20 protein-coding genes are annotated in these 21660 nt (G+C 25.9%); 8 read left to right on the forward strand and 12 right to left on the reverse strand.

Annotated features, from left to right (window positions below; translation table 11 throughout):
• Positions 1 to 75: 75 nt before the first annotated feature.
• The 7 genes from MBBAR_RS04650 (at position 76) to MBBAR_RS04680 (ending at position 9698) form a co-directional block, all read left to right on the forward strand.
• A complete protein-coding gene (locus MBBAR_RS04650; protein WP_080460098.1) occupies positions 76 to 1815 on the forward strand; it encodes a right-handed parallel beta-helix repeat-containing protein in 1740 nt (579 codons plus the stop codon).
• A gap of 286 nt (positions 1816 to 2101) precedes the next feature.
• Entirely contained in the window at positions 2102 to 4045 is a 1944-nt protein-coding gene (locus MBBAR_RS04655) for a right-handed parallel beta-helix repeat-containing protein (protein WP_080460099.1), read from the forward strand.
• A gap of 738 nt (positions 4046 to 4783) precedes the next feature.
• Positions 4784 to 6511: a right-handed parallel beta-helix repeat-containing protein gene (locus MBBAR_RS04660; RefSeq protein ID WP_080460100.1), complete on the forward strand. Its 1728-nt coding sequence runs from the start codon at positions 4784 to 4786 to the stop codon at positions 6509 to 6511.
• A gap of 9 nt (positions 6512 to 6520) precedes the next feature.
• Positions 6521 to 7378, forward strand: coding sequence for a DUF2162 family putative transporter (locus tag MBBAR_RS04665; protein WP_080460101.1), 858 nt, complete (start codon positions 6521 to 6523; stop codon positions 7376 to 7378).
• Between the two features lie 205 nt (positions 7379 to 7583).
• Positions 7584 to 8231 (forward strand): MotA/TolQ/ExbB proton channel family protein, encoded by a 648-nt coding sequence (locus MBBAR_RS04670; RefSeq protein WP_080460102.1) that lies wholly within the window; start codon positions 7584 to 7586, stop codon positions 8229 to 8231.
• Between the two features lie 23 nt (positions 8232 to 8254).
• Positions 8255 to 8602, forward strand: a complete 348-nt coding sequence (locus MBBAR_RS04675) for a DUF2149 domain-containing protein (RefSeq protein WP_080460103.1) — start codon at positions 8255 to 8257, stop codon at positions 8600 to 8602.
• Between the two features lie 310 nt (positions 8603 to 8912).
• Entirely contained in the window at positions 8913 to 9698 is a 786-nt protein-coding gene (locus MBBAR_RS04680; protein ID WP_282956046.1) for a class I SAM-dependent methyltransferase, read from the forward strand.
• A gap of 140 nt (positions 9699 to 9838) precedes the next feature.
• Here MBBAR_RS04680 and MBBAR_RS04685 read toward each other — a convergent pair whose 3' ends face one another.
• From MBBAR_RS04685 to MBBAR_RS04705, 5 genes are all read right to left on the reverse strand, one after another.
• Positions 9839 to 10171, reverse strand: a complete 333-nt coding sequence (locus tag MBBAR_RS04685; protein WP_080460105.1) for a hypothetical protein — start codon at positions 10169 to 10171, stop codon at positions 9839 to 9841.
• A gap of 211 nt (positions 10172 to 10382) precedes the next feature.
• Positions 10383 to 11420, reverse strand: coding sequence for a short chain isoprenyl diphosphate synthase IdsA (idsA, locus tag MBBAR_RS04690; RefSeq protein WP_080460106.1), 1038 nt, complete (start codon positions 11418 to 11420; stop codon positions 10383 to 10385).
• Positions 11421 to 11472: 52 nt separating this feature from the next.
• Positions 11473 to 12822, reverse strand: coding sequence for an RNase J family beta-CASP ribonuclease (locus MBBAR_RS04695; protein ID WP_080460250.1), 1350 nt, complete (start codon positions 12820 to 12822; stop codon positions 11473 to 11475).
• Position 12823: 1 nt separating this feature from the next.
• Positions 12824 to 13900, reverse strand: a complete 1077-nt coding sequence (gene fni, locus MBBAR_RS04700; RefSeq protein WP_080460107.1) for a type 2 isopentenyl-diphosphate Delta-isomerase — start codon at positions 13898 to 13900, stop codon at positions 12824 to 12826.
• 199 nt (positions 13901 to 14099) lie between these two features.
• Positions 14100 to 14942 (reverse strand): isopentenyl phosphate kinase, encoded by an 843-nt coding sequence (locus MBBAR_RS04705; RefSeq protein ID WP_080460108.1) that lies wholly within the window; start codon positions 14940 to 14942, stop codon positions 14100 to 14102.
• A gap of 55 nt (positions 14943 to 14997) precedes the next feature.
• Between MBBAR_RS04705 and MBBAR_RS10710 the strand changes: the two genes are divergently transcribed.
• The gene (locus MBBAR_RS10710) at positions 14998 to 15201 is read left to right on the forward strand and encodes a hypothetical protein (RefSeq protein WP_394334521.1); all 204 of its coding nucleotides are present in this window, start codon (positions 14998 to 15000) and stop codon (positions 15199 to 15201) included.
• On the opposite strand, the gene mvk is transcribed toward MBBAR_RS10710, so the two are convergent.
• The 7 genes from mvk to MBBAR_RS04745 form a co-directional block, all read right to left on the reverse strand.
• Positions 15194 to 16153: a mevalonate kinase gene (gene mvk / locus MBBAR_RS04715; protein ID WP_080460110.1), complete on the reverse strand. Its 960-nt coding sequence runs from the start codon at positions 16151 to 16153 to the stop codon at positions 15194 to 15196. The two genes, MBBAR_RS10710 and mvk, sit on opposite strands and share 8 nt — an antisense overlap.
• A gap of 530 nt (positions 16154 to 16683) precedes the next feature.
• Positions 16684 to 17544 (reverse strand): AmmeMemoRadiSam system protein B, encoded by an 861-nt coding sequence (gene amrB, locus MBBAR_RS04720; RefSeq protein WP_080460111.1) that lies wholly within the window; start codon positions 17542 to 17544, stop codon positions 16684 to 16686.
• Between the two features lie 198 nt (positions 17545 to 17742).
• The gene (gene rpsB / locus MBBAR_RS04725) at positions 17743 to 18339 is read right to left on the reverse strand and encodes a 30S ribosomal protein S2 (RefSeq protein WP_080460112.1); all 597 of its coding nucleotides are present in this window, start codon (positions 18337 to 18339) and stop codon (positions 17743 to 17745) included.
• Between the two features lie 104 nt (positions 18340 to 18443).
• Positions 18444 to 18635, reverse strand: a complete 192-nt coding sequence (locus MBBAR_RS04730) for a 4Fe-4S dicluster domain-containing protein (RefSeq protein ID WP_042701461.1) — start codon at positions 18633 to 18635, stop codon at positions 18444 to 18446.
• A gap of 212 nt (positions 18636 to 18847) precedes the next feature.
• Positions 18848 to 20098, reverse strand: a complete 1251-nt coding sequence (eno, locus tag MBBAR_RS04735; protein ID WP_080460113.1) for a phosphopyruvate hydratase — start codon at positions 20096 to 20098, stop codon at positions 18848 to 18850.
• An 885-nt stretch (positions 20099 to 20983) separates the two neighbouring features.
• Positions 20984 to 21172, reverse strand: a complete 189-nt coding sequence (locus MBBAR_RS04740; RefSeq protein WP_042701467.1) for a DNA-directed RNA polymerase subunit K — start codon at positions 21170 to 21172, stop codon at positions 20984 to 20986.
• 115 nt (positions 21173 to 21287) lie between these two features.
• On the reverse strand, positions 21288 to 21458 hold the full coding sequence (locus MBBAR_RS04745; protein WP_080460114.1) for a DNA-directed RNA polymerase subunit N: 171 nt from the start codon (positions 21456 to 21458) through the stop codon (positions 21288 to 21290).
• Positions 21459 to 21660: the final 202 nt, after the last annotated feature.

Raw genomic sequence — 21660 nt, forward strand, 5'->3', positions numbered from 1 at the left:
TGGCAATTTAGAAACTAAAAACTAATTTATGATAAAATTGGAGATGATCAAATTAAGAATATTAAATTAAGATTAATGTTCCTATTAGTACTTTTCGTAGCTATAGGAACAATGACTTCGTCTGTATCTGCAGCAACATGGAATATAGATGATGGAGCTGATTTATCTACTATCCAATCTATAATTAATGGAGCAGGAGTAGGAGATATAATAAGTTTTGCAACTGATGGTGCTTATAATCTTGCTGGTTCAATAAACATTAGTAAAAGTTTGACAATTTTAGGTAACGGTGCTTCAATAACTGGAGTTCAAAATGCTAATACATATATATTCAATTTAGCAGTTAATAATTCTGCTCCAGAAATATTCAAAGATATTTCTATATCTAACTTTACTTTAAATGCTATGTCTACAATAAATGTAGCTAACGGAGCAAACAATATAACCCTTGATAACCTTACACTTAAAGGAAATAACACTAACAATGGAACTGGGATTAATACTCGTGGTGTAATTGGATTAACAATAAATAATGTTGTAGCAAGTAATTTCCGTGACGCTATTGGTGTTGGTGGAGGAAATAATACAGTTATAACTAATAGTAATTTCCATGATCTTGGAAGAAATGCTATGTCATTTTTCCAAAATGCAGGAAATATATTAGTTGATAATAACAATCTTACTAATGCTCAGTATGGAATTTTCTTCGGAGGAGGAGTAAAACATATAGTAATTAGTAACAATAACATTACAGGCATGAGCAGAATTGGATTAGGTCTTGTTAAAGCTGCTGAAACTGCTAGTATGATAAATAACACAATAGTCAATAATAATATTGGTATTGTTATTAAAGCTGGAGACACAAACCATGGTTCACCAACTCAAGTAAATGATATCTTAATCGATGGTAACAACATAAGCAACAATTCATTAATAGGAATATTATTAGAAAACATCCCTGAATCCAATATTGCAAAAGAAATAAACATAACTGATAACAACAATATAACTGGAAATGGTAATGGATACCGTGAATTAATGAACTGGTCTGAAAGCGAGTGGAATACTGAAATAAATAACAGCTTCAACATTGTTAAAAACTACTATATAGAAGATGCTCCTGTAACCAGTCCTTTATTAACTATTACAGACACAATAAGCACAAATGTCGTGAAAAATGGTGGAAAGCTAATATATACTTTAACTGTTAAAAACATTGGAAATGGAACATCAGATGCAATAACTATTGATACAGGACTATTATCTAGTATTGCGAACTCTGTTGTAACATACAAATCTACTGGAGCATTCTCTAATAATAAATGGACTATAAATGGCTTAAATACTGGAGATACTGCATCTTTAGTACTTGAAGTTCAAACTAAAAAAGCAGGAACTCAAAACATTATTTCAACATTAAAAACTTCAACACAAAACGATACTTCAACAAATCCAACAAAATTAACTGTAAACAAAGATATTAAATTATCTAGTAGTAATGCATTCAGTGCAAATAAAGTAAAGAGAAATAAATATTTCTATGTAACAACTACAATTAAAAACACTGGATTAGATAACTCCAGTACATTCAATAGTAAAATAGCAACCACCAAAGGATTAAAAGTAGCAGCAACAAGTAAAAGTAGCTATGCATCATACAACAAAAAAAGCCAAACATGGACAGTCAAAAAAGTTCCTGCTAAGAAGACAGTAACCTTAAAAATGAAAGTCAAAGCAACAAAAATTGGAACACAAAAAGTAAAAGTAACAACAAACGGCAAATCACAAACCAAATCTGTAAAAGTTGTCAAATAATTAATATCTAAGTAAGAAGTAAATTAAATTTAAAGATTAAATTAAATTTATACAATTAGCTTCTTACTTTTTAATTTTTATTTTAGCTTATTTTTGATATCTTTAAATTTGATATCATTTAAATTTTCTAAATTATACATACTATTAAATTATTAATAATCGTGTTAATATTATTAATATTATTTTTAATACTATTATTAATATTATTAATAGTATCCCTATAGTTATAACAACTATATATTTATTATTATATTCTTTAGATTCCAAAATACATTAATTAAGAGAGGTGCTTAAAATAAATTCAAAAAAAATTCTTTTTTTAGGAATGATTTTTTCACTATTAATAGTTTTATCTCCTTTAGGAACTAATACAAGTTATGCTGCTACATGGACAATTGATTTTCAAGATCAGCAAATGCCATATAATATGGACCATATACAAGGAATAATTGATAATGCTTCAAGTGGAGACACAATACTATTTAAAGGAAGTACATACACACATTTAGCTAATATTATTGTAAATAAAACATTGAATATAGTAAGTGATGTTGGAACTGTACTTAGTAGTTGTCCATCTAATCCCCAAGAACCAATATTTAGAATACTAAGTGGTGGAAGTGGATCTACAATTGAAGGATTCAATATTAATGCAAAAGAAGCTGGAATTATAATTGATAATGCAACTAATGTAAAAATAGGCAATAATAATATTACAGCTGAAGGCATAGCAATTACAGTTTTAGATAGCTTAAATATAGTTATTAGTAATAATACAATAAATAACTCAGGAACTGCAATATCATCAGATAATTCAAATAATACAGTGATAAAAAACAACACTATCACAAACAATGATGAAGGCATAATCTCCACTGGAAATACAAACAACACTGAAATATCATACAACAATATCTCAAATAATAATGGTTTTGGTGTGTATTTCAATAATAATGGAGAATTACAAGATAATATAAAAGTATTATACAACTACATCGAAAATCAAGGTCAATCTGGAATTTATATTAATAGTAGTTATAATATTCTTGGTATTATAAGTAATATGATAACTAATAATAATAAAAATGGAATCTATATGGATTCTGGTACCAATACATCAGGCCAACCAACCATTGAATATAACTATCTATTATATAATACGGGGTTTAATGAATTTCAAATTCAAAGAGTTCAAATAGACGATAATAATCGTGCAGTTTTAGTTATAGGATATAATTTCTATGGTACAAATGATAGAAGTGGAGTGCGAGTATGTTCTAAAACAACTACTGGAATAATATTAGCAGAGTTATCAGAAATATCAAAAGGTATGTTCCAAGTAGCTTATAAAACAAATGACACTAAACAACTAATTACAGAAATGATTCCTAATTATGTGAAGGTCTATCTTAATAACAATAGTCAATATCAATATGTTTTAGTGAAAAATGGAACTGGAATAGCTGATTTTAGAGAATATAATTATAGTTCTACTGGAAATGAGATTTATACATATTTTTTAAGTAAAAATGCATTATCTATAAATGATAACAATATACCTCAAAAATCAATAAGTATTAATTCAAGAATTTCATCTCCAACTATTAAAACTGGTCAAACCGCTAAATATACAATAACTGTTTCAAATATTGGACAAAAATTAATTAAAAGCATAAATATCAAAAATATGATTCCTAACTTTGCTATAAAAAGTTTTAGTACAAATATAGGATCATTTAATAAAAACAATAAAATATGGACAGTGAATTCTTTAAAAGCTAATGAAAAAGCAATTTTAAATGTTTATATAACTCCTAATAAAGCAGGAACTTTTAAAAACACAGCTACACTAACTGGTGATGGCTTCAATAAAAAATCAAGTTTAACTAGTTTAAAAGTTAATCCTGCAGTTGAAGTTAAAAATTCTAATAAAATTAATACTAAAAAAATCAGAAAGAACAAATATGTCACAGCATACACAACTATTAAAAATTATGGAACATCTTCTAAAAATATAAAAGTTAGAATTTCACCATCCAAAGGACTCAAAGCTTACAATGTAAACTATAAAACTAAATACAGTAAAAAAACAAATAAATGGACAGTAAAATTACCTGCTAAAAAATCAGTGACATTAAAAATGAAGCTAAAAGGAACCACCAAAGGAACTAAAAAAGTTGCATTCAATGTAAATGGTAAAAAACAAAATAAATATGTGAAAGTGGTTTAGAATTAGAAGTAATTTAGAATTAAATTTATTTCTAAATTCTATCTAAAATAGCATTAGTAAATTAAATACATGTAAGATTTAATATAAATAAGTTAAATGCATCTTTTTAGATTATTTAACTTATATCCATGTATTAATCACTTTTATATTGATTATTATAATTATTTTTACAATACTTTTCATAATATTTAAATTTACAATTATTTAAATTTATTTCAAATTTACATATTATTTCTGATTATTTTTTAAATTTTTTAAATATTATTATTTATAAAAATTATTTGGATTAAAATAAAAGTTAAAACTATTTCTAAATAAAACTATTTCTAAAAATTATCAAAAATATGAAAATTACCAAAAATAAAAATACTAATTTTTAAATACAATGTGAAATAAAATATATAACGTTGATAAGCATATATTATTATATATATTATAAAAATTAAAATTTTAAATTAAGTTTAAATTTAATATTAAATCTAAACTTAATTTAAAATAAATTAAATAGAAATTCTATTAGATTATAACAAAATTCAGTAGATTATAATAGTTTTTAATGATTTTTATCAAAGACCATATTAAAATCAAAATTATAAATTAATAGAAATTATATAAATTAATAATTTTAATAGGAATCCAATTCAAGATATGATAATTTAATCCTATTGATATAATTTAATCTTTTTAATAAAAAACTTCTATTAATTTATATTCTTAAAATAAACCAAAGATGAAATTATGAAAAACAAAAAAAATATATTAATTGTTTTATTATTTATTAGTTTAATAGCTATAGTGAGTATTAATACAGCTACAGCTAAAACAATAAATATTAATGATGCTTCATCTTATAATCAAACTGGATTATCATTAAGTGAACAACTCCAAAAAATAATTGATACAGCTACAGCAGGAGATACAATTAAATTTTTAGGAAGTTTTTACGAAGACTTAACTTTAACAATAAACAAAAAATTAAATATTATAAGTAATTCTGGAACAACAATAAGTGGTTCTGATAGTAGCTTACTAAAAACAATATTTTTCATAAATGGAAGTTCTGCATCAGGTACAACAATTTCAGGTTTTAATTTGGATAATGACGATGGAAATGGAATAACATTAAACAACACTAAAAACATTAAAGTATCAAAAAATAATATAACTGCTAAAGATTCTGGAATATCAGTTTCTAAAAGTTCCAATGTAACTATAAACAATAATAATATCACAAAATCAGATGAAGGGATTTCTTTAAAAGATAGTAATAATATCTATGTTGAAAACAATAAAATAGATAATAATAATGAAGGAGTTTCTTTAGATAGTACAAATAACGTAGATATTAAAAGTAACAACATTACAAATAACAAGAATGGAATTAGCTTAAAAAATACTAAAAAAACAAACATAATAAACAATAAAATAAACAATAATAAAAAATCAGGTATATACTCCTATAAAACTCAATATACTCAGATTAAATATAATAACATAAAAAATAATGAAGAGCATGGAATATTAGCCGAAAATATTCTTACAAATCTTAATTTAACACATAACAACATTTCTTATAATCATTATGGAATACGTTTAGATTCTATTGATAATTCTTATGTTACAATGAAAACTAATTCTATCAAATATAATGTAGAAGGAATTAGTTTTGGTCCAAATTATATTGATAATAAAGCAAAAGACATATCATCTAACGATATTTCAGCAAACACAGGTAAAGATGTTGAACTTAGAGATTCAAACTATAATACATTAGAAATTGGACCCAACTGGTATGGAGCTAATGTTGGTTATTTAGCTAATATTTGCCCTAAGTTAAAGTCAGGAATGATACAATTTAAACTTAAAAGTGCTGGAAATGGAGTTTATATGGGAGTTTTTACATATAATGGTCAGCCCATGACTGATTTACCTCCAATAGATGTTCTTTTCATAGTTAATGGAGAAAAAATATGGGTCACCACCGTAAATGGAGTAGCTACTATTAATTTTGGCAAAAATTTTGATAAAAATCAAGCAGGAGGAATTTTAAGCGCAATAGCAGGAGTGCAAAGATTTCAACTAGGAATTACCTATACTGAAAATATTAATAACAATAATAATGGAAAAACCCCTGTTAACGGAGGAACTGGAAATCTTGGAAATGGAGGTCTAGGAGGCCTAGGTATTGGAGGAAATGGTCTTGGAACCATTGGAATAGGTACTGGATCATCTGGAGGATCAAATCCTTCTTCAAATCAATTAAGTGAAGGAGCATCTTCGTCTTCTGGATCTAGTTCTGCAGCTCAATCTTCAACACAACAAGCTAAAATAATAAATATTGACGATGGAGAAAATTTATTTAAAATAGAAGATAGTCAAGCTTTAGGAATATTAATTATTGGACTACTTTTAGGTTCGATAATTGTGGGATATATGTTAAGAAGAGATAAAAAAATCTCATTTTAAGGTGGAAAAATGATTGATTTGCAGATTTTATCTTATATAATAGTTATTGTGTTGTCTTCCATAGCTATATCTACTTCTTTAATAAATAATTCTATAAATAAGAATAATTCAATGCTAATAGTAGTATATTTAGGTTTGTTAATCTTAGTGTCAGTTTTTATTTCAAATATTTTCAGTAAATCAATAATTCCTATCATAAATAATAATATAAGTTTCATAATGACAATAATTGGAATGATATTGATTTATACTGGTTATAGATTTATTTTAGATTTTAAAGTGAAATCAAAAAAAGATATAACAGAAAAAAGACAGGAAAAGACAGGAAAAGACAGGAAAATTCTGGAAAATTCCGGAAAAGAGCGAAATAATATAAAAAATCGGCAGACTAATATAGAAAAACATCCCAAAAATCTAGAAAAAGAAAAAAGAAAATATCTCCAAATATATAAAATAAAAAAAGAACTCTCATTAATATTATTATTTTTTAGCTATTATGTAGCAATATTAATTAATATAATTTATGTTGCCCCTTCAATTTGGTTATCTATATTTGAATTGGGACTAATCTCGGTAGGAATTTCAATTGTTTTAATAATAGCCTCATATTTTATATTATACCGAAAAATAAGAACTCCAAAAAGAATGTTTAATGGGATTTTTGGATTTTTTTTAATGCTCTCAGGAATACTATATTTTACATTATATATGTTTGTTCCAAATCTACAAAATGTTTTAAGTCAAAATATGACTCCTTTGAGTTTTCCAGAAACTAATATGATGATATACATATTAATAATTGTATTAATATCAGTAGCTTTTGGATTTGTATTTAAAAAATCTAAAAGATTTAGAAATTTGTTTTAAATATAATTTAAATATAGTTTAAATATAGTTTAAATGCAATAATATTCAATTTTAAAAGTTATATAAACATTAATACTGCTAAAAAGTTATTATTTAGAATCAATATTAAAAAATTACAACTAAAAGATTATAACTAAAAGATTAACATTAAAAAGATTACTAAAAAGTAAAATAATGAAAATCAATTAAAAAAGAGAAAGATATCATGGACATTATAGGAAGCGGAATTCTAACAGGCATTTTACATGCAATCTCTCAAAGTTTACTAATACCAGTCATAATTATACTAATATTATTTGTAATATTTGCATTAATAAGTGTTGGAGGGCTTATAGCTGAATACACTTCTCGAAAAAAATTCAAATTAGAAGAAAGTGAATCATTAATAAGATCACTTAATAGCTTAAATAACACAAATCAAATGAAAGAAACAATAAAAGAATCAGATATTAATGAAGAATACAAATTAGCTATGATTAAAGTTATCAACAATGAAGATTTTGGAACTGAAACTAAAAGAGCATTTGCAGATAAAGTTATTGAAGAAGAAGAGTTAAGAATGGAAAAAGCTGTTGAGAAAACAGATATGGTGGTAAGGCTCGGACCAACATTTGGGCTTATGGGAACTCTAATTCCAATGGGGCCAGGGCTTGCAGCACTTGGAGCAGGGAATATAGAATTATTAGCTCAAGCAATAATAATAGCATTTGATACAACAGTAACTGGATTAGCAGCTTCAGCTGTATCTTATGTTGTTTCAAAACTTAGAAAACGTTGGTATGAAGAAGACCTATCTAATTTTGAAGTTTTAGTCAACTCTACTCTAGAAATTCTGGAAAAAAACAAATTCTAAGATAATAAAAAAGAGTTGGTACAATGTCTAAGAAAAGAAGATTTTTAGGAAAAAGTAGTGGTGATGATGATCCTCTAGCAGGAATGGCAAATTTAACTGATGCCATGCTTGTATTAGCAGTTGGTTTCTTAATATTTGCAGTTATGTCCATGAATATGCAAAGTATAATATTTAATGATGCTACTCCTGAAGAAAAAAAGAAAATGGCAAATACCATAAAAGAAGCAGTATCTGTAGAAGAGGGAGAAAATTATAATGGAACGGTTGATGTTGAATCTGGAGAAAGTGAAGGAATGGAAAATATGGGAACGGTCTATAAAGATCCGACTACAGGTAAATTAATCATGATTCCTCCTACAAATTCAACATAATAATAATTATAATAATAATTAATATAAACAATGGAATGTAATAATATTATAAAAGTAGTATCATTTAAAAATATCATCATTTAAAAAATAACAATATTTTTAAAAATAAAAATAATAATATTGATATTTAAATAATAATAGTGGATAAGAACAATAATAATATAAAATTATTGTAATAATATATTGTAATAATAATATATGAAATAATAATATTATAAAAAATCAATATTATTAAAATATAATAATTTAAAGATAATTAATAGAGAGTGTTATAATTAAAAAACAAAATTGCATAAATGATCCTGAAGATATAGACTGGGAATTTTTTTGGCAAGAAAAATTACATAAAAAGCGAAGAAAGCCAAAAAACTGGGATAATGAAGCAGATAAATTTTCTAAACGTTCAAAACAAGATGAATATCAAAAAAAGCTATTTTCAAAAATGAGAATTAATAAAGGTGATACTGTTATTGATTTAGGTTGTGGTGAAGGATCAATTACAATACCACTATCTAAAAAGGTTAAATTTGTAACTGCTGTTGATTCATCAAAAAGAATGCTTGAAATTTTAGATGAGAAATGTAGAGCTGAAAATATTGATAATATTAAAACCATAAAAGAAAATCTTGAAGATGTGACATTAAAAGAAGTTGGAAAACAGGATATTGTTCTTTTATCAAGATCTATTAATGGGATATCACCAATAAAAGATACCATAAATAATGTAAACAATATAGCTGATAAATATGTTTATATAACAATATTTGGTCCAGAAAATTGGAAATTTGAAAATGATTTTTATGAAAGTATTGGAAAAGAAAAAAATGATTTTGCACCATATAATTATCTTTTTAATATTCTCATAAGTATGAATATTTATCCAAACATAGAAAATCTTGAAATTAAAACAAATAGGAAATATAAATCTGTTCAAGACGCAATTGATAATGGTAAATGGCAATTAAACAATTTTACAGAAGAAGAAAAAGAAGAGTTATATAAATACCTCGAAAAAAATCTAAGAAAAAATAATGAAGGAATGTTAGAAAATCCAAATGATAAAGCAGATTGGATTTTAATTTGGTGGAAAAAATAAAACTTCAAACTTTAAAAGAATATTATGTTTAAAAGAATATTATAATAAATATTTAAAAAATATTAGAATATAATATTTAAAAAAACATTATTATATTTAAGTTCAAACTATACTTATATATTCAATTATGTTTTATTCAATTAAGGATTAAAATTAAAAGGATTTATTTCTATTGATGCATCACCATCAAAGGCTTCACATTCATTGTCTCCTTTTAAATTTAGAAGTTGAATCAAATTCTCAACAGCTGATTCACAAGAATTATCTAATTTTTTATTATCTAATTCATTTTTAAAACCTAATGAAACCCTTTGTATTTGAATTCCAATTAATACATCAATTAAGTCTCCAGTAGATAAATCACTAACAACTAAATCATTAATTGTTTCAATTTGTGAATTGAAAATACCATTATCTTTATCATCAATACTTACTTTTAATAGCTTTTCAATTATTTCTAATTCATCAGTCAAATTAACACCTTAATTTTTTTAAATAATAATGAAAGATATAAAACTTAAATGTTAATAACATTTAAGTAATTTTATATTAATAATAATTATTTTTATATTAATAATTTTTTGTATTAATAAATTGTATTAATAAATTTTGTATTGTTAATTTTATTTTATTAATACAAAATTAATAATTTTATATATTAATTTTATATACTAATTCTGTATACTAATTTTGTCTATAAAGTACAAAATCTGCAACTAAAGAAAGTGTATGTTTAGCTTCAGATTCAGGCAATATTTCAAGTAGTTGTTTTGCTTTCTTAACGTTTGCAAGGGCAATATTTTGAGCATATTGAATAGAACCATATTTTTCAAAAAGAGATATTGCTTCATCTACGTATACCTGATCACAATTACCACTTTCATTACCCATCCTTAAAATTTCTAAAATTCTTTTTTTATCCTCGGGATTAGCTCTGTTTAATGCATTTACAACTATAATTGTCATCTTACCTTCCGCAATATCACTACCAACAGGCTTTCCAAGAGAATCTTCATCACTAACAAGATCTAAATAATCATCTTGAATTTGAAAAGCTAAACCAATAAGTTTACCATAATCATACATATCTGAAACAATTTTTTCATTAGCACCACCCATGATAGCTCCAGATTCAGTAGCAGCAGCAATTAGTGCAGCAGTTTTTTTAAATATCATTTCCATATATTCTTCTTCACTTACATCAAAATTCCCTTCAAAGCCCATATCTTGAGCTTGGCCTTCACATATTTTAACACAAGCATCAGCAACAGTGGACAAAGTTCTATTTACACGATTTAAGCATTCTTCTGGATTTGAAGAATCAATCTCATTTTTTGAGTTAATAACTAGTTCATAAGCCTTTGAAAATAAAGTATCTCCAGCCAATATAGCTACTGGTTCACCCCAAACTTTATGAACTGAAGGTTTTCCACGTCTCATATCATCTTTATCCATAATATCATCATGAATAAGTGAAAACGTATGAATTAATTCTATAGCAGCAGCAGCTTTTATACAGCTTGAAAAAGTCCCACCAACAGCTTCACAAATTAAAACTGTTAGAGCAGGTCTTAACATTTTACCCCCAGCTTCTGTAAGATAAATTGAAGCTTCACGAAGATCTTCTGGCCCTATATTTGAAAGAGTATTTCCTATTTCTTTATGAATATCTTTAGAATATTGTCCTAATACTTTACCTACATCTTCATTAATATTTGACATGACTATCCCTCCTAATTATTAAACTATAATTTAGTTTTTAGATATAAATAATCTAAAATCCTTCATTAAACACTTGAGCTTGACCATTTCTTAAAATATGTACATTGTTACCTATTCTATATCCTTCTTCTTCTGCTAATTCACCATATGCAGCTAACATTTCTAATTCCCCATGAGCAGGAATTATATGTTTTGGTTTAAGCATTCTAATAAAGTCCCTATGATCCTCTCTTCCAGCATGTCCAGATACATGAGCATTAGAATATATTCTAGCACCACTTGAAATCAATCTTCTTTCCATCATATGTCGATTAGCTTTATTTGTAGGATTTGGAATAATTGGAGCAGATATTATAACATTATCTCCAGGCCTTACAGTGAAAGGAGTTCTACCACTTGCTATTCTTGGAAGTAAAGCATCAGGCTCACCTTGATGTCCAGTAGTAACAAGTAAATATTCTTCCCTATTATCTTCAGCTTTATTAAGTGCTTTTGTAACTGCCTTTGGACTTCCATAAACACTAGCATTATCAGGTAAATCTAATATTCCAAAATTTTCAGCAATACCACAGTATCTTTCCATAGACCTACCTAAAAAGAAAATATGCCTATCACTAGTTTTAGCAATATCAGCTATCGCTTGAACTCTCTCAACATGAGATGAAAAAGTAGTTACAATCATTCCAGCTTTTTCTTTTAGAGGTTGCTTCATCAAATCCTCTAAAATAATCTTAGCTACTCTTTCAGAATAAGTTTTAACCTCATGAAACTCATTAGCTCTTGTAGTTTCAACAATAAGAGATAAAACACCTTTTTTACCTAATTCTCTTAACCTATTATAGTCAGGAGGTGGAGATATTTTTTGATGATTATCAAATTTAAAATCATTTGCATAAAGAACAACACCTTCACGAGTATGAAGAGCAGGTAATACTGCTTGTGGAATACTATGGGTTGATTGTACAAATTCCAATGTTATATCTTTTGATAATTGTAATTTCCCACCAGGATTTAAGTTTCTTAAAGGGTTTGAAACAGAAAATTTCCTTTCACCCTTTATTGTTCTTTCAATGAGAGCTATAGTATAAGGAGTAGCTATAATTGGAGCATCATAACGATGAGCTAACTTAGCTACCGCCCCAATATGATCTAAATGCCCGTGAGAAAAGACAATCGCCTTAACTTTCCCATCTACATCCTTCATTAAAGTATCATCAGGAATTACTCCTCTTTCAATTAAATCTAAACTATGCATTCTATCTATATCAGTATCCTCATGAATACTTATTCTATCAAGATGGATTCCCATGTCAAAGATTATAACCTCTTCACCTACCTTTACAGCAGTCATATTTTTTCCGACTTCTTCATATCCACCTATTGCAATAACTTCTACAGTCAAATCAGTTCCTCCTTGAATAATTTTTTGTGTTAAATTCCCTTTCATCTAGCCATTCTTTAGTATCGCCTTTTATAATCAGATTTGAATTTTTAAGTTCTTCTAAGTTTTTTGCACCTACTAAAAACATAGCTATTTTCAAAGAATCATTAAATATATTAATAAATTTGATAATTTCACCATGTCCAACAAAAGCTTCTTTTAATATCGGTAAAGCCATTCCAACCGCATCCGCACCAAGAGCAATTGCTTTAGCAGCATCTAATCCTGAACGAATCCCACCTGAAGATATAATAGGAATATCTAATGAATTTGAAAGTTCAGCTGTTGTAACTGCAGTTGGAATCCCCCAATCCCAGAATAACTCACCAATATATCTATCTTCAGCACGATAAGTTTCTACAGCAGCCCAACTAGTTCCACCAGCACCAGCAACATCAATAAAATCTACACCAGCCCTTTCAAGAGTTTTACCTTCCTCAAAGGCAATACCAGTTCCAGTTTCTTTAACCATTATAGGAATATCAATCTCTTCAACAATATTCTCAATTGAATTAGAATAACCAGTAGCATTGACATCCCCTTCAGGCTGTATTGACTCCTGAAGTGCATTTAAATGAATAGCTAGTATATCTGCATCAATCATATCAATAGCTTTTTGAGCAAATTCCTTAGAGTTTTTTGAATCCCCAATTATCTGAGGAGCTCCTATATTTCCAATTAAAAGAGTATTGGGAGCATTTTCCCTAGCTATTTCATAAGTATTTGAAAGTTCTGGGTTCTCGATTGCTGCTCTTTGACTACCTAGACCAAGCCCAATTTTTTCACTTTCAGCAGCGATAGCTAATTCTTTATTAATCTTAAGAGCTGAGGGATGTCCCCCAGTAATAGCAGTTATAAAAAGAGGAGATTCTAATTTTTTTCCAAAAACATTGGTAGATATGTCAATTTCCTCTTTGTTTATTTCTGGTAAAGCATTATGAACAAGCTCAATATCCTTAAATCCAGCATTTTTATTTTTGTATTGAACATCATAGTGTTTACATAATAATAGATGTTCTAATTTTCTATCCGAAATCATTTTGTTTTTCCTTAATTTTTCCTTAATTTTTTAATTAAATAATTTAAATAAGTTATAGGTTAAATAAGTTAAATAGTAAATATTTAATATACAATAAGTTATATTAAATAAGTTAAATTTAGCTTAAATCTCGTAATATTATATGATTATAATATAATTATTATTTTTATATTCTTGTTTTTAAATTTTATACTTTTTATTATTTTATTTTAGTTCCTTTAATATTTTTATTGTTTAATGCATCTAATATAGCACCATGTTCATTAGCATTGATAATTTTAGACTCTATACCAATTTCTGCCAACTCTAATAATTCTTTTATTTTACCGATCATTCCACCAGTAACATCAATATTAGTTGTTGAATCTAATTCATCAATATCATCTAGAGAAGTAAGTACAGGAATATGCTTTGCATCATCATATTTTTTAGGATTTTTTGTATAAACACCATTAACATCTGTTCCTAAAATAACTTCTTTTTTGTTTGATTTTGAAGATAAGTTTAAGTTTATAGCTATATACTGTAAAATTTGATCACCAGAAAGTACAGCTACCTTTAATTCATCATCAAGAACTACATCTCCATATATTACAGGTATAAATCCTTCATCAATATATTTCTCAATTGAATCTAAATTAAAATTATTTATTCTTTTATTTTTTGTAGTAATAAATGAAGAAGCTTGAATAGATACACAGGGCAATCCATGATTAACCAAAATATCACATATTATAGTATTTAATTTTTTTACACAAATTTGAGTTTTTGAAAATCCTATTCTTTTTTTAGGATACTCATCATTATTAAAATTCTTTCCAATTTCATATTTTTTTGCAGGAGGATGTCCATAAGAACCAGCACCATGAATAATTACTAAACCTTGATCACTAGAATTGTTATTAATAAAATTATCCATTCCTTTATTGATAAGAGCATTTTTAATTTCATTAGCTATTCTATTTAAGTTAGTATAATTAACCTCAGCTTTTTTTGAGTTTTTATTAGTTAGTATACTTCCACCAAGCTTTAAAATTATCATTTAATCCCCTAATTTAATTTTCTGAATTAATCTTATAAATATTGATCTTAGAAATATTGATCTTAGAAATATTGATCTTAGAAATATTGATCTTATGAATATCAATTTTATGAATATTAAATTTATTAATATATATAATAGTATTAAAATTAAATTTATTTATATTAATTTTATTAATATTAGATTTGTTTTTTATAATATTAGATTTTTTAATATTAAAGTTATTAATATTAACTTTATCAATATTAATTTTACCTAATTTCTTTAACAAAAACTCCCCTATTTGAAAAATTGACTTTTATAGCATTATCATGATAACTAAGAGCTTTAAATACTCTATCTTGATTTCTTGGACAACATGCAATAATACTTCCTCCTCCACCAGCTCCAGTGATTTTTGAACCACTAGCTCCTGCTTTTCTTGCAAGGTAAACCATACGAGAAAGTTCATTAGTATTTACACCAAGAGAATCAAGTAAACCTTGATTAATATTCATTAATTCTCCTAACTTAAATTCTTGCTTTTTAATGATAGCTATTTTAGCTTCATCAGTTATCTTACCAATAGTCTTTATAATTGGGTTTACAACCATAGGATTCCTATTTTTTAAAGATTTCACAGATTTAACCATTCTGCCAGTATTACCCCGTTTAGAAGTATAGCCTATAACAAAAGAGGATTTAAGATTTGTATCAAATTTGGATATCTTTTTATCTTTTGAAAGATATATTAATCCTCCAAAGGTACTTACTCTTGTATCAAGTGGACTTGCCACACCTTGAACATTATTTTCAATCTCATGGGCTTTTTTAGCTATAAAACTTTTATTAAATTTCTTTCTTTGATATTTAAAAAGTGCTGCAAGAGTAGCTACAGTTACAGCTGCTGAAGATCCAAGTCCAGAACCAATAGGAATATCTAAAGAAAGATCCAATTCAATAGGGCTATGATCATGACATTTATGCAAAATTTCTAAAATATACTTTATTATACCTGGTTTTCCTTTCTTTAACCTATATCTTTTAGCAACAGTATCTAATTCTGCCTCAAATCCCAAATCATTAGATTTAAAAATAGAAACATCAGAAGCCTCTTTTAATCTTATAGTTGCTCTTTTATTAACAGCACCTGCAATAGCAGGTTCACCATAAACAACAGCATGCTCTCCAAATAATATTGTTTTACCCGGAGCTGAAGCAATAATTTCCATTTTTACACATCTAAATAATTATAGATTTAATACTAATTTAAATCATTTGAAATCCATGAAAATAATAATTGAGAGATTAAAATTACTAATATAAAATTACTAGATAAGACTATTATAATAATTATAACTATTAAGATAATTAAAACTAGAAAAGTTATAAGATAAACAATAACCTAACTAATATAGCTACTATAAAACATAGCTAATACACATAGCTAACATATAGCTAATGTAATCATAACGAAGTAATCATGACTAATTATAGTTATACTAATATAACTAAATATAACTAATAATATAATAATGATTAATTATAGTTAAACTAAATACAACTATTAAAACCATTACAACTAAAAAAATTATAACTATAACTAATATTATAACTATAACAAATTTTTTAACTATAACTAATTTTTCCAGAATTATAACTAGAAATAATATAGTTCTAAATATAATCAAGTTATTGAATATATAATCTTAAATAATCTAATAATCCTAATAATATAACTCTAATAATCCAAATTATGAAATTATTCAAAAATAGCTGAACAATATCCTACAACTGAACTTAAATCTCCAGAAATATCCCCACTTGTCGCGTATTTTAAGATTTTCCCTTTTTTAGCACCTAAAGACCTTGATACTTTAATAGCAGCGATTGTAGGACCATAACCACACATACTAATTCTAAAATCCTCAACAGCCTTTAAAAGAGAATATTCATCCATATTTGATATTGCATCTAATATCAATTTATCCTTCTTTTCAGCTATCTGTTTAGATTCATAATGAGTTAAATCCGTACTAGCAATCACTAAAATAGATCTTCCTAATTTTTTAGCTGTTTCAGTAATAGATTTAGCTATATCAGAGCCACTTTCCATATCTTGCATCCAAATAACTATAGGGACAATTTTAAAATCATTAGAAAAATACTGTAAAAATGGAAGATGAACTTCACAGCTATGCTCTCTAATGTGAGCAGATGTATCAAAATCGATTAAATCAGAATTTATAATCATTTCTTCTGCAAATTCTTCATCAATTTCAACATTTCCTAAAGGAGTATTCCATATACCTTCTTTGAATATTGAAATTCCAGTTCCCAATCCTGTATGGTTAGGACATAATATTATGAATGTTTCAGGAAAGCCATTTTCAACTATTTCACAGTAAGCATGAGCAGCGATAGGTCCAGAATAAGAATATCCTGCATGAGGAACAACAGCACCATAAATACTATCATTATTTGAATTACCATTACTTGGAATCCTTAATTTAGGAATTTTTCCAGGCCCTAATTTATGATTGAAACACCATTCAATAGTTTTTTTTAATTCAGATGGATCTTTATCATAAAATAATCCTGCTACAGCTGGTTTTCTTATCATGATATTAAATATGTTTCTTAGATTTAATAAATTTATTCAATTTAAGTAATATGAAAATTCCATATTACTTAATATTTCTACTATTTAATAATCTCATATTTAATAATTTTATATTTAATAACCTCATATTTAAAAATTCAATATTCAATAGTTCCATATCTATTTAATATTATTTAATAGGGCTCTAGATTTACAAATTTAGAATTTCAATTCAAAATCAGCCGCATCTAGACTAATATCTTCATCTTCACCAATAGTACCTTTCTCTCTCAACATTTGTCTAGCTAATAACCAATATACTAAAGCAATAGCTTTTCTACCTTTATTATTAACAGGAATTGCTAAATCAACAGTACTTAATAAGTTTTCAGTATCACATAAAGCAACAACAGGAACACCTATTTGTTTAGACTCTATAATAGCTTGAGAATCAGATCTTGGGTCAGTTACAACAATAACTTTTGGTTCAATGAATTTAGAGTAATTAGGATTAGTTAATGTTCCAGGAATAAATCTTCCAGGAATTGAATTACAACCAGTAACTTCTCCAAACTTCTTAACAGGAGCTTGACCATATTGTCTTGTAGCTACTACAAGTATATCTTCTGGATCATATTTAGATAAAAATTTAGCAGCTGCCATAATTCTATCATTGGTTTTGCTAATATCTAAAACATATAACCCATCAGATCTTATACGAAATATATATTTTTCCATATCACTTGTTTTTTGTTGAGTTCCTATATGTAATCCTGCTGCTAAGTATTCCTCTAATGGTATTAATAATTCTGACAATATATCACCTTTATATTAATTTATAATCTTATATATAATTTAAAAATTTAGCTATTATTAAAATACATTAATGAAAATATATTATTAAAAATATATTATGAAGATTAATCATCCTCAACATTAACACATTCTTGAGGACAAACATCCATACAAACTTCACATAAGCTACAGTCTTCTTGGTTTTGTATGACTATTTTATCTCCTTCAAGTACTAAAACTTCCATAGGGCAGACATCTGCACATTCACCACAATCTCCACCATCACATTTATCATAATCAACAGTTACCTTTGCCATAATATCTCCTTTAAACTCTCTATATCATATAGGTTTTATCATAATTTAAGTATTATACTTTTAAAGTATAAAACATTTAAATATTGTAAATTAAGTATAATAGTAATTCAAATATCATAAATTAATTATAAATTATAATTTAAATATTGTAAATTAAACATATAATAATTTAAATATTTTAAATTTAATTACAAATAATTTCATTTAATAGTTCATTTATCCAATTTAACCATTATTGGATTGGATAATTCTTCTTCTATACGGATTAGCTCATTTAATTTCGCTATTCTTTCTCCACCTAATGCACCAGTTTTAATTAAAGGTGCTCCAAATGCAACAGCTAAGTGAGCAATAGTCTCATCAGTTGTCTCACCAGATCTATGAGAAACAACAGGTGCAACATCGTTTTCTTTAGCTAATTTAACAGTCGCATAAGTTTCAGATAATGAACCAATTTGATTAGGTTTAATAATGATTGCATTAGCAGCATTCATCTCAATTCCTTTAGCTAAAATCTCTTTATTTGTAACAAATATATCATCACCACAAACAAAACATTTATCACCAACAAGAGAATTTAATTCTTTAAAGCCATCAAAATCAGCTTCATCAAATGGGTCTTCAACATAAATCATATTATAAGTTTCAATTATATCTTTAACAAACTCAATCTGATCACCAGTATCTCGAGAAACATTATCTTGGGAATAAATATATTTTTCTTGATTAGCATCCCAAAATTCAGAGGCCGCCATGTCTAAAGCAGGAGAAATTTTTATTCCAATTTCATCCCCAACTTCTTCACAAGCTTGAGCTTGTATTTCTAGAGCAACATCATTACTTACATTAGGAATCCAACCACCTTCATCTCCTTTACCACCAGTGAAAAGAGAATCTTTAGTTTGAATAAGTTCTTTTAGTTTCTTATGAACTGATGAGTTTGCAAAGACTGCTTCAGTAATATTATTTGCACCAACTGGAACGATTAAAAATTCCTGAATATCTGGAGCATTAACACCTGCATGAGCTCCACCATTCATCATATTACCTAAAGGATAGGGAATTTCATTAACAAGATTCCCACCTAAATATTTATAAAGTGGTAAGTTATATGAAGCTGCAGCTGCTTTAGATACTGCCATAGATACTGCTACAGTAGTATTTCCACCAATAGAAGCATAATTATCAGTCCCATCAATCTCTTTTAAAACTAAATCAATATCTGCAATATCTTCAGCATCCATTCCAATTAGTTCAGAAGAAATTAAATCTTCAACTTCACTAATAATTTTGTCTACTCCTCCATCTGGAAATGCAACAACTTCACGAGATCCAGTACTTGCACCACTCGGAGCTGCAGCTCGTCCAAACCCATTCCAAGTGAGAATATCTACTTCAACAGTAGCATTTCCTCTACTATCTAAAATTTTTCTAACACGAACATCTTCTATAACACTATCCAAAAAAACACCCCAAGGATATTCATTAAGATTTATTGATACATTAAACCCATAATATTACTAATACAAAACAGTCCTAAGAATACTAGAAACTACTAAAAGTAGCTAATAATCAATACAAAGATAATAATTAATTATCTAAGTTATTCTATTAATCTAACTTATCCTAGCATAATTAATAAGTGCATAATTAATAAGTACTTATTGAGAATCGATCATATAAATTAGTATAACTCAATGCTTCATAATTTCAACCATATAACCTATAATGAGATTAAAAATCTTTTTTAAAAATAGAAGTTGATTTATAGATTAATATAATACCATTAAAAACCATTGCTTATATTTAATATTGAATTTATTACTTAATTATTAATTAAATTTTACTATATATTCTATTAATTTAATTATATTATTGCATAAATAATATTATTTCTAATTAACTAATATTATTTCTAATATTATTTATTATTAATTTAATTATATAATTTATAATAAAAATTTATTTTTAATAAAAATATTTTTTAATTAATATTAATACCTTATTAAATATTAATATCTTATTATAATTATTAATAGTAAATAAACTTATTAGTAAATATATTAATAATTTATCTATTAATAACTTATCATTTAATAAATATATTTATTATTTAATATATAAATTTAATCTTTATTTCTAATATTTTAATAATGAATATATGTTTTTAATAAAAATCTTTTATCCAATTATTTTCTTTTTATCTAATTATTCATTATAATAAATATATCAGATTAATATTATTTATTACATAACTAATATTATTTCTAATATTATTTATTGTATTACTTATTGTATTACTTATTGTATTATTTATTGTATTATTTATTTTATTACTTATTGTATTATTATTTATTATATTCATTTTTTTTAACATCTAAAGGTAAAACTTTATTTTCAAGTTCTAAGGCAGCTATGTCAATTGGATCAATAGATTCGGATACTTTTACTAAAGGTTTAGCACCCATAGAAAGTTGAAGAGCTCTTGCTCCAAGAAGTCTAGCTTTTTCAAATCTTGTTAATTTATTTGTTGCCATTTTATATCCTCATTAATTCCATAATTAACTAACTATACAAAATTGATAATAAAAAATACCAATATTAACAAATACATAAAATTTCATGATTAGAGAAAGATCTCCTGCTCAAACATCATTCCCATGTTTCAACATGAGTAATTAACATTCTCCTACAACAGTATCTTTTAATACCCATATCATCAAGAATAGCTTTTGAATCTTCTCCATCAGCCATCCTACTATTATATTCATCAAAATATGCAGAAACTGGCTTTCCACAACTTATACATCGTATAGGAATCATATTAAATCATCATTTCCTTTTAATTATAATAAAATATATAAATTTAAATATAAATTTAATTTTTTATTTAATTTTCTATTTTATCTAATTTTTATTTGATTTTTTATTTATATTTAATTTTCTATTTAATTTTATAATATTAATTCTATAATATAATAAAAAATTTAAAAATTTTTAAATTTAAAAAATTCAATATTTTAAA

The organism is Methanobrevibacter arboriphilus JCM 13429 = DSM 1125, assembly GCF_002072215.1.
Taxonomy (GTDB): domain Archaea; phylum Methanobacteriota; class Methanobacteria; order Methanobacteriales; family Methanobacteriaceae; genus Methanobinarius; species Methanobinarius arboriphilicus.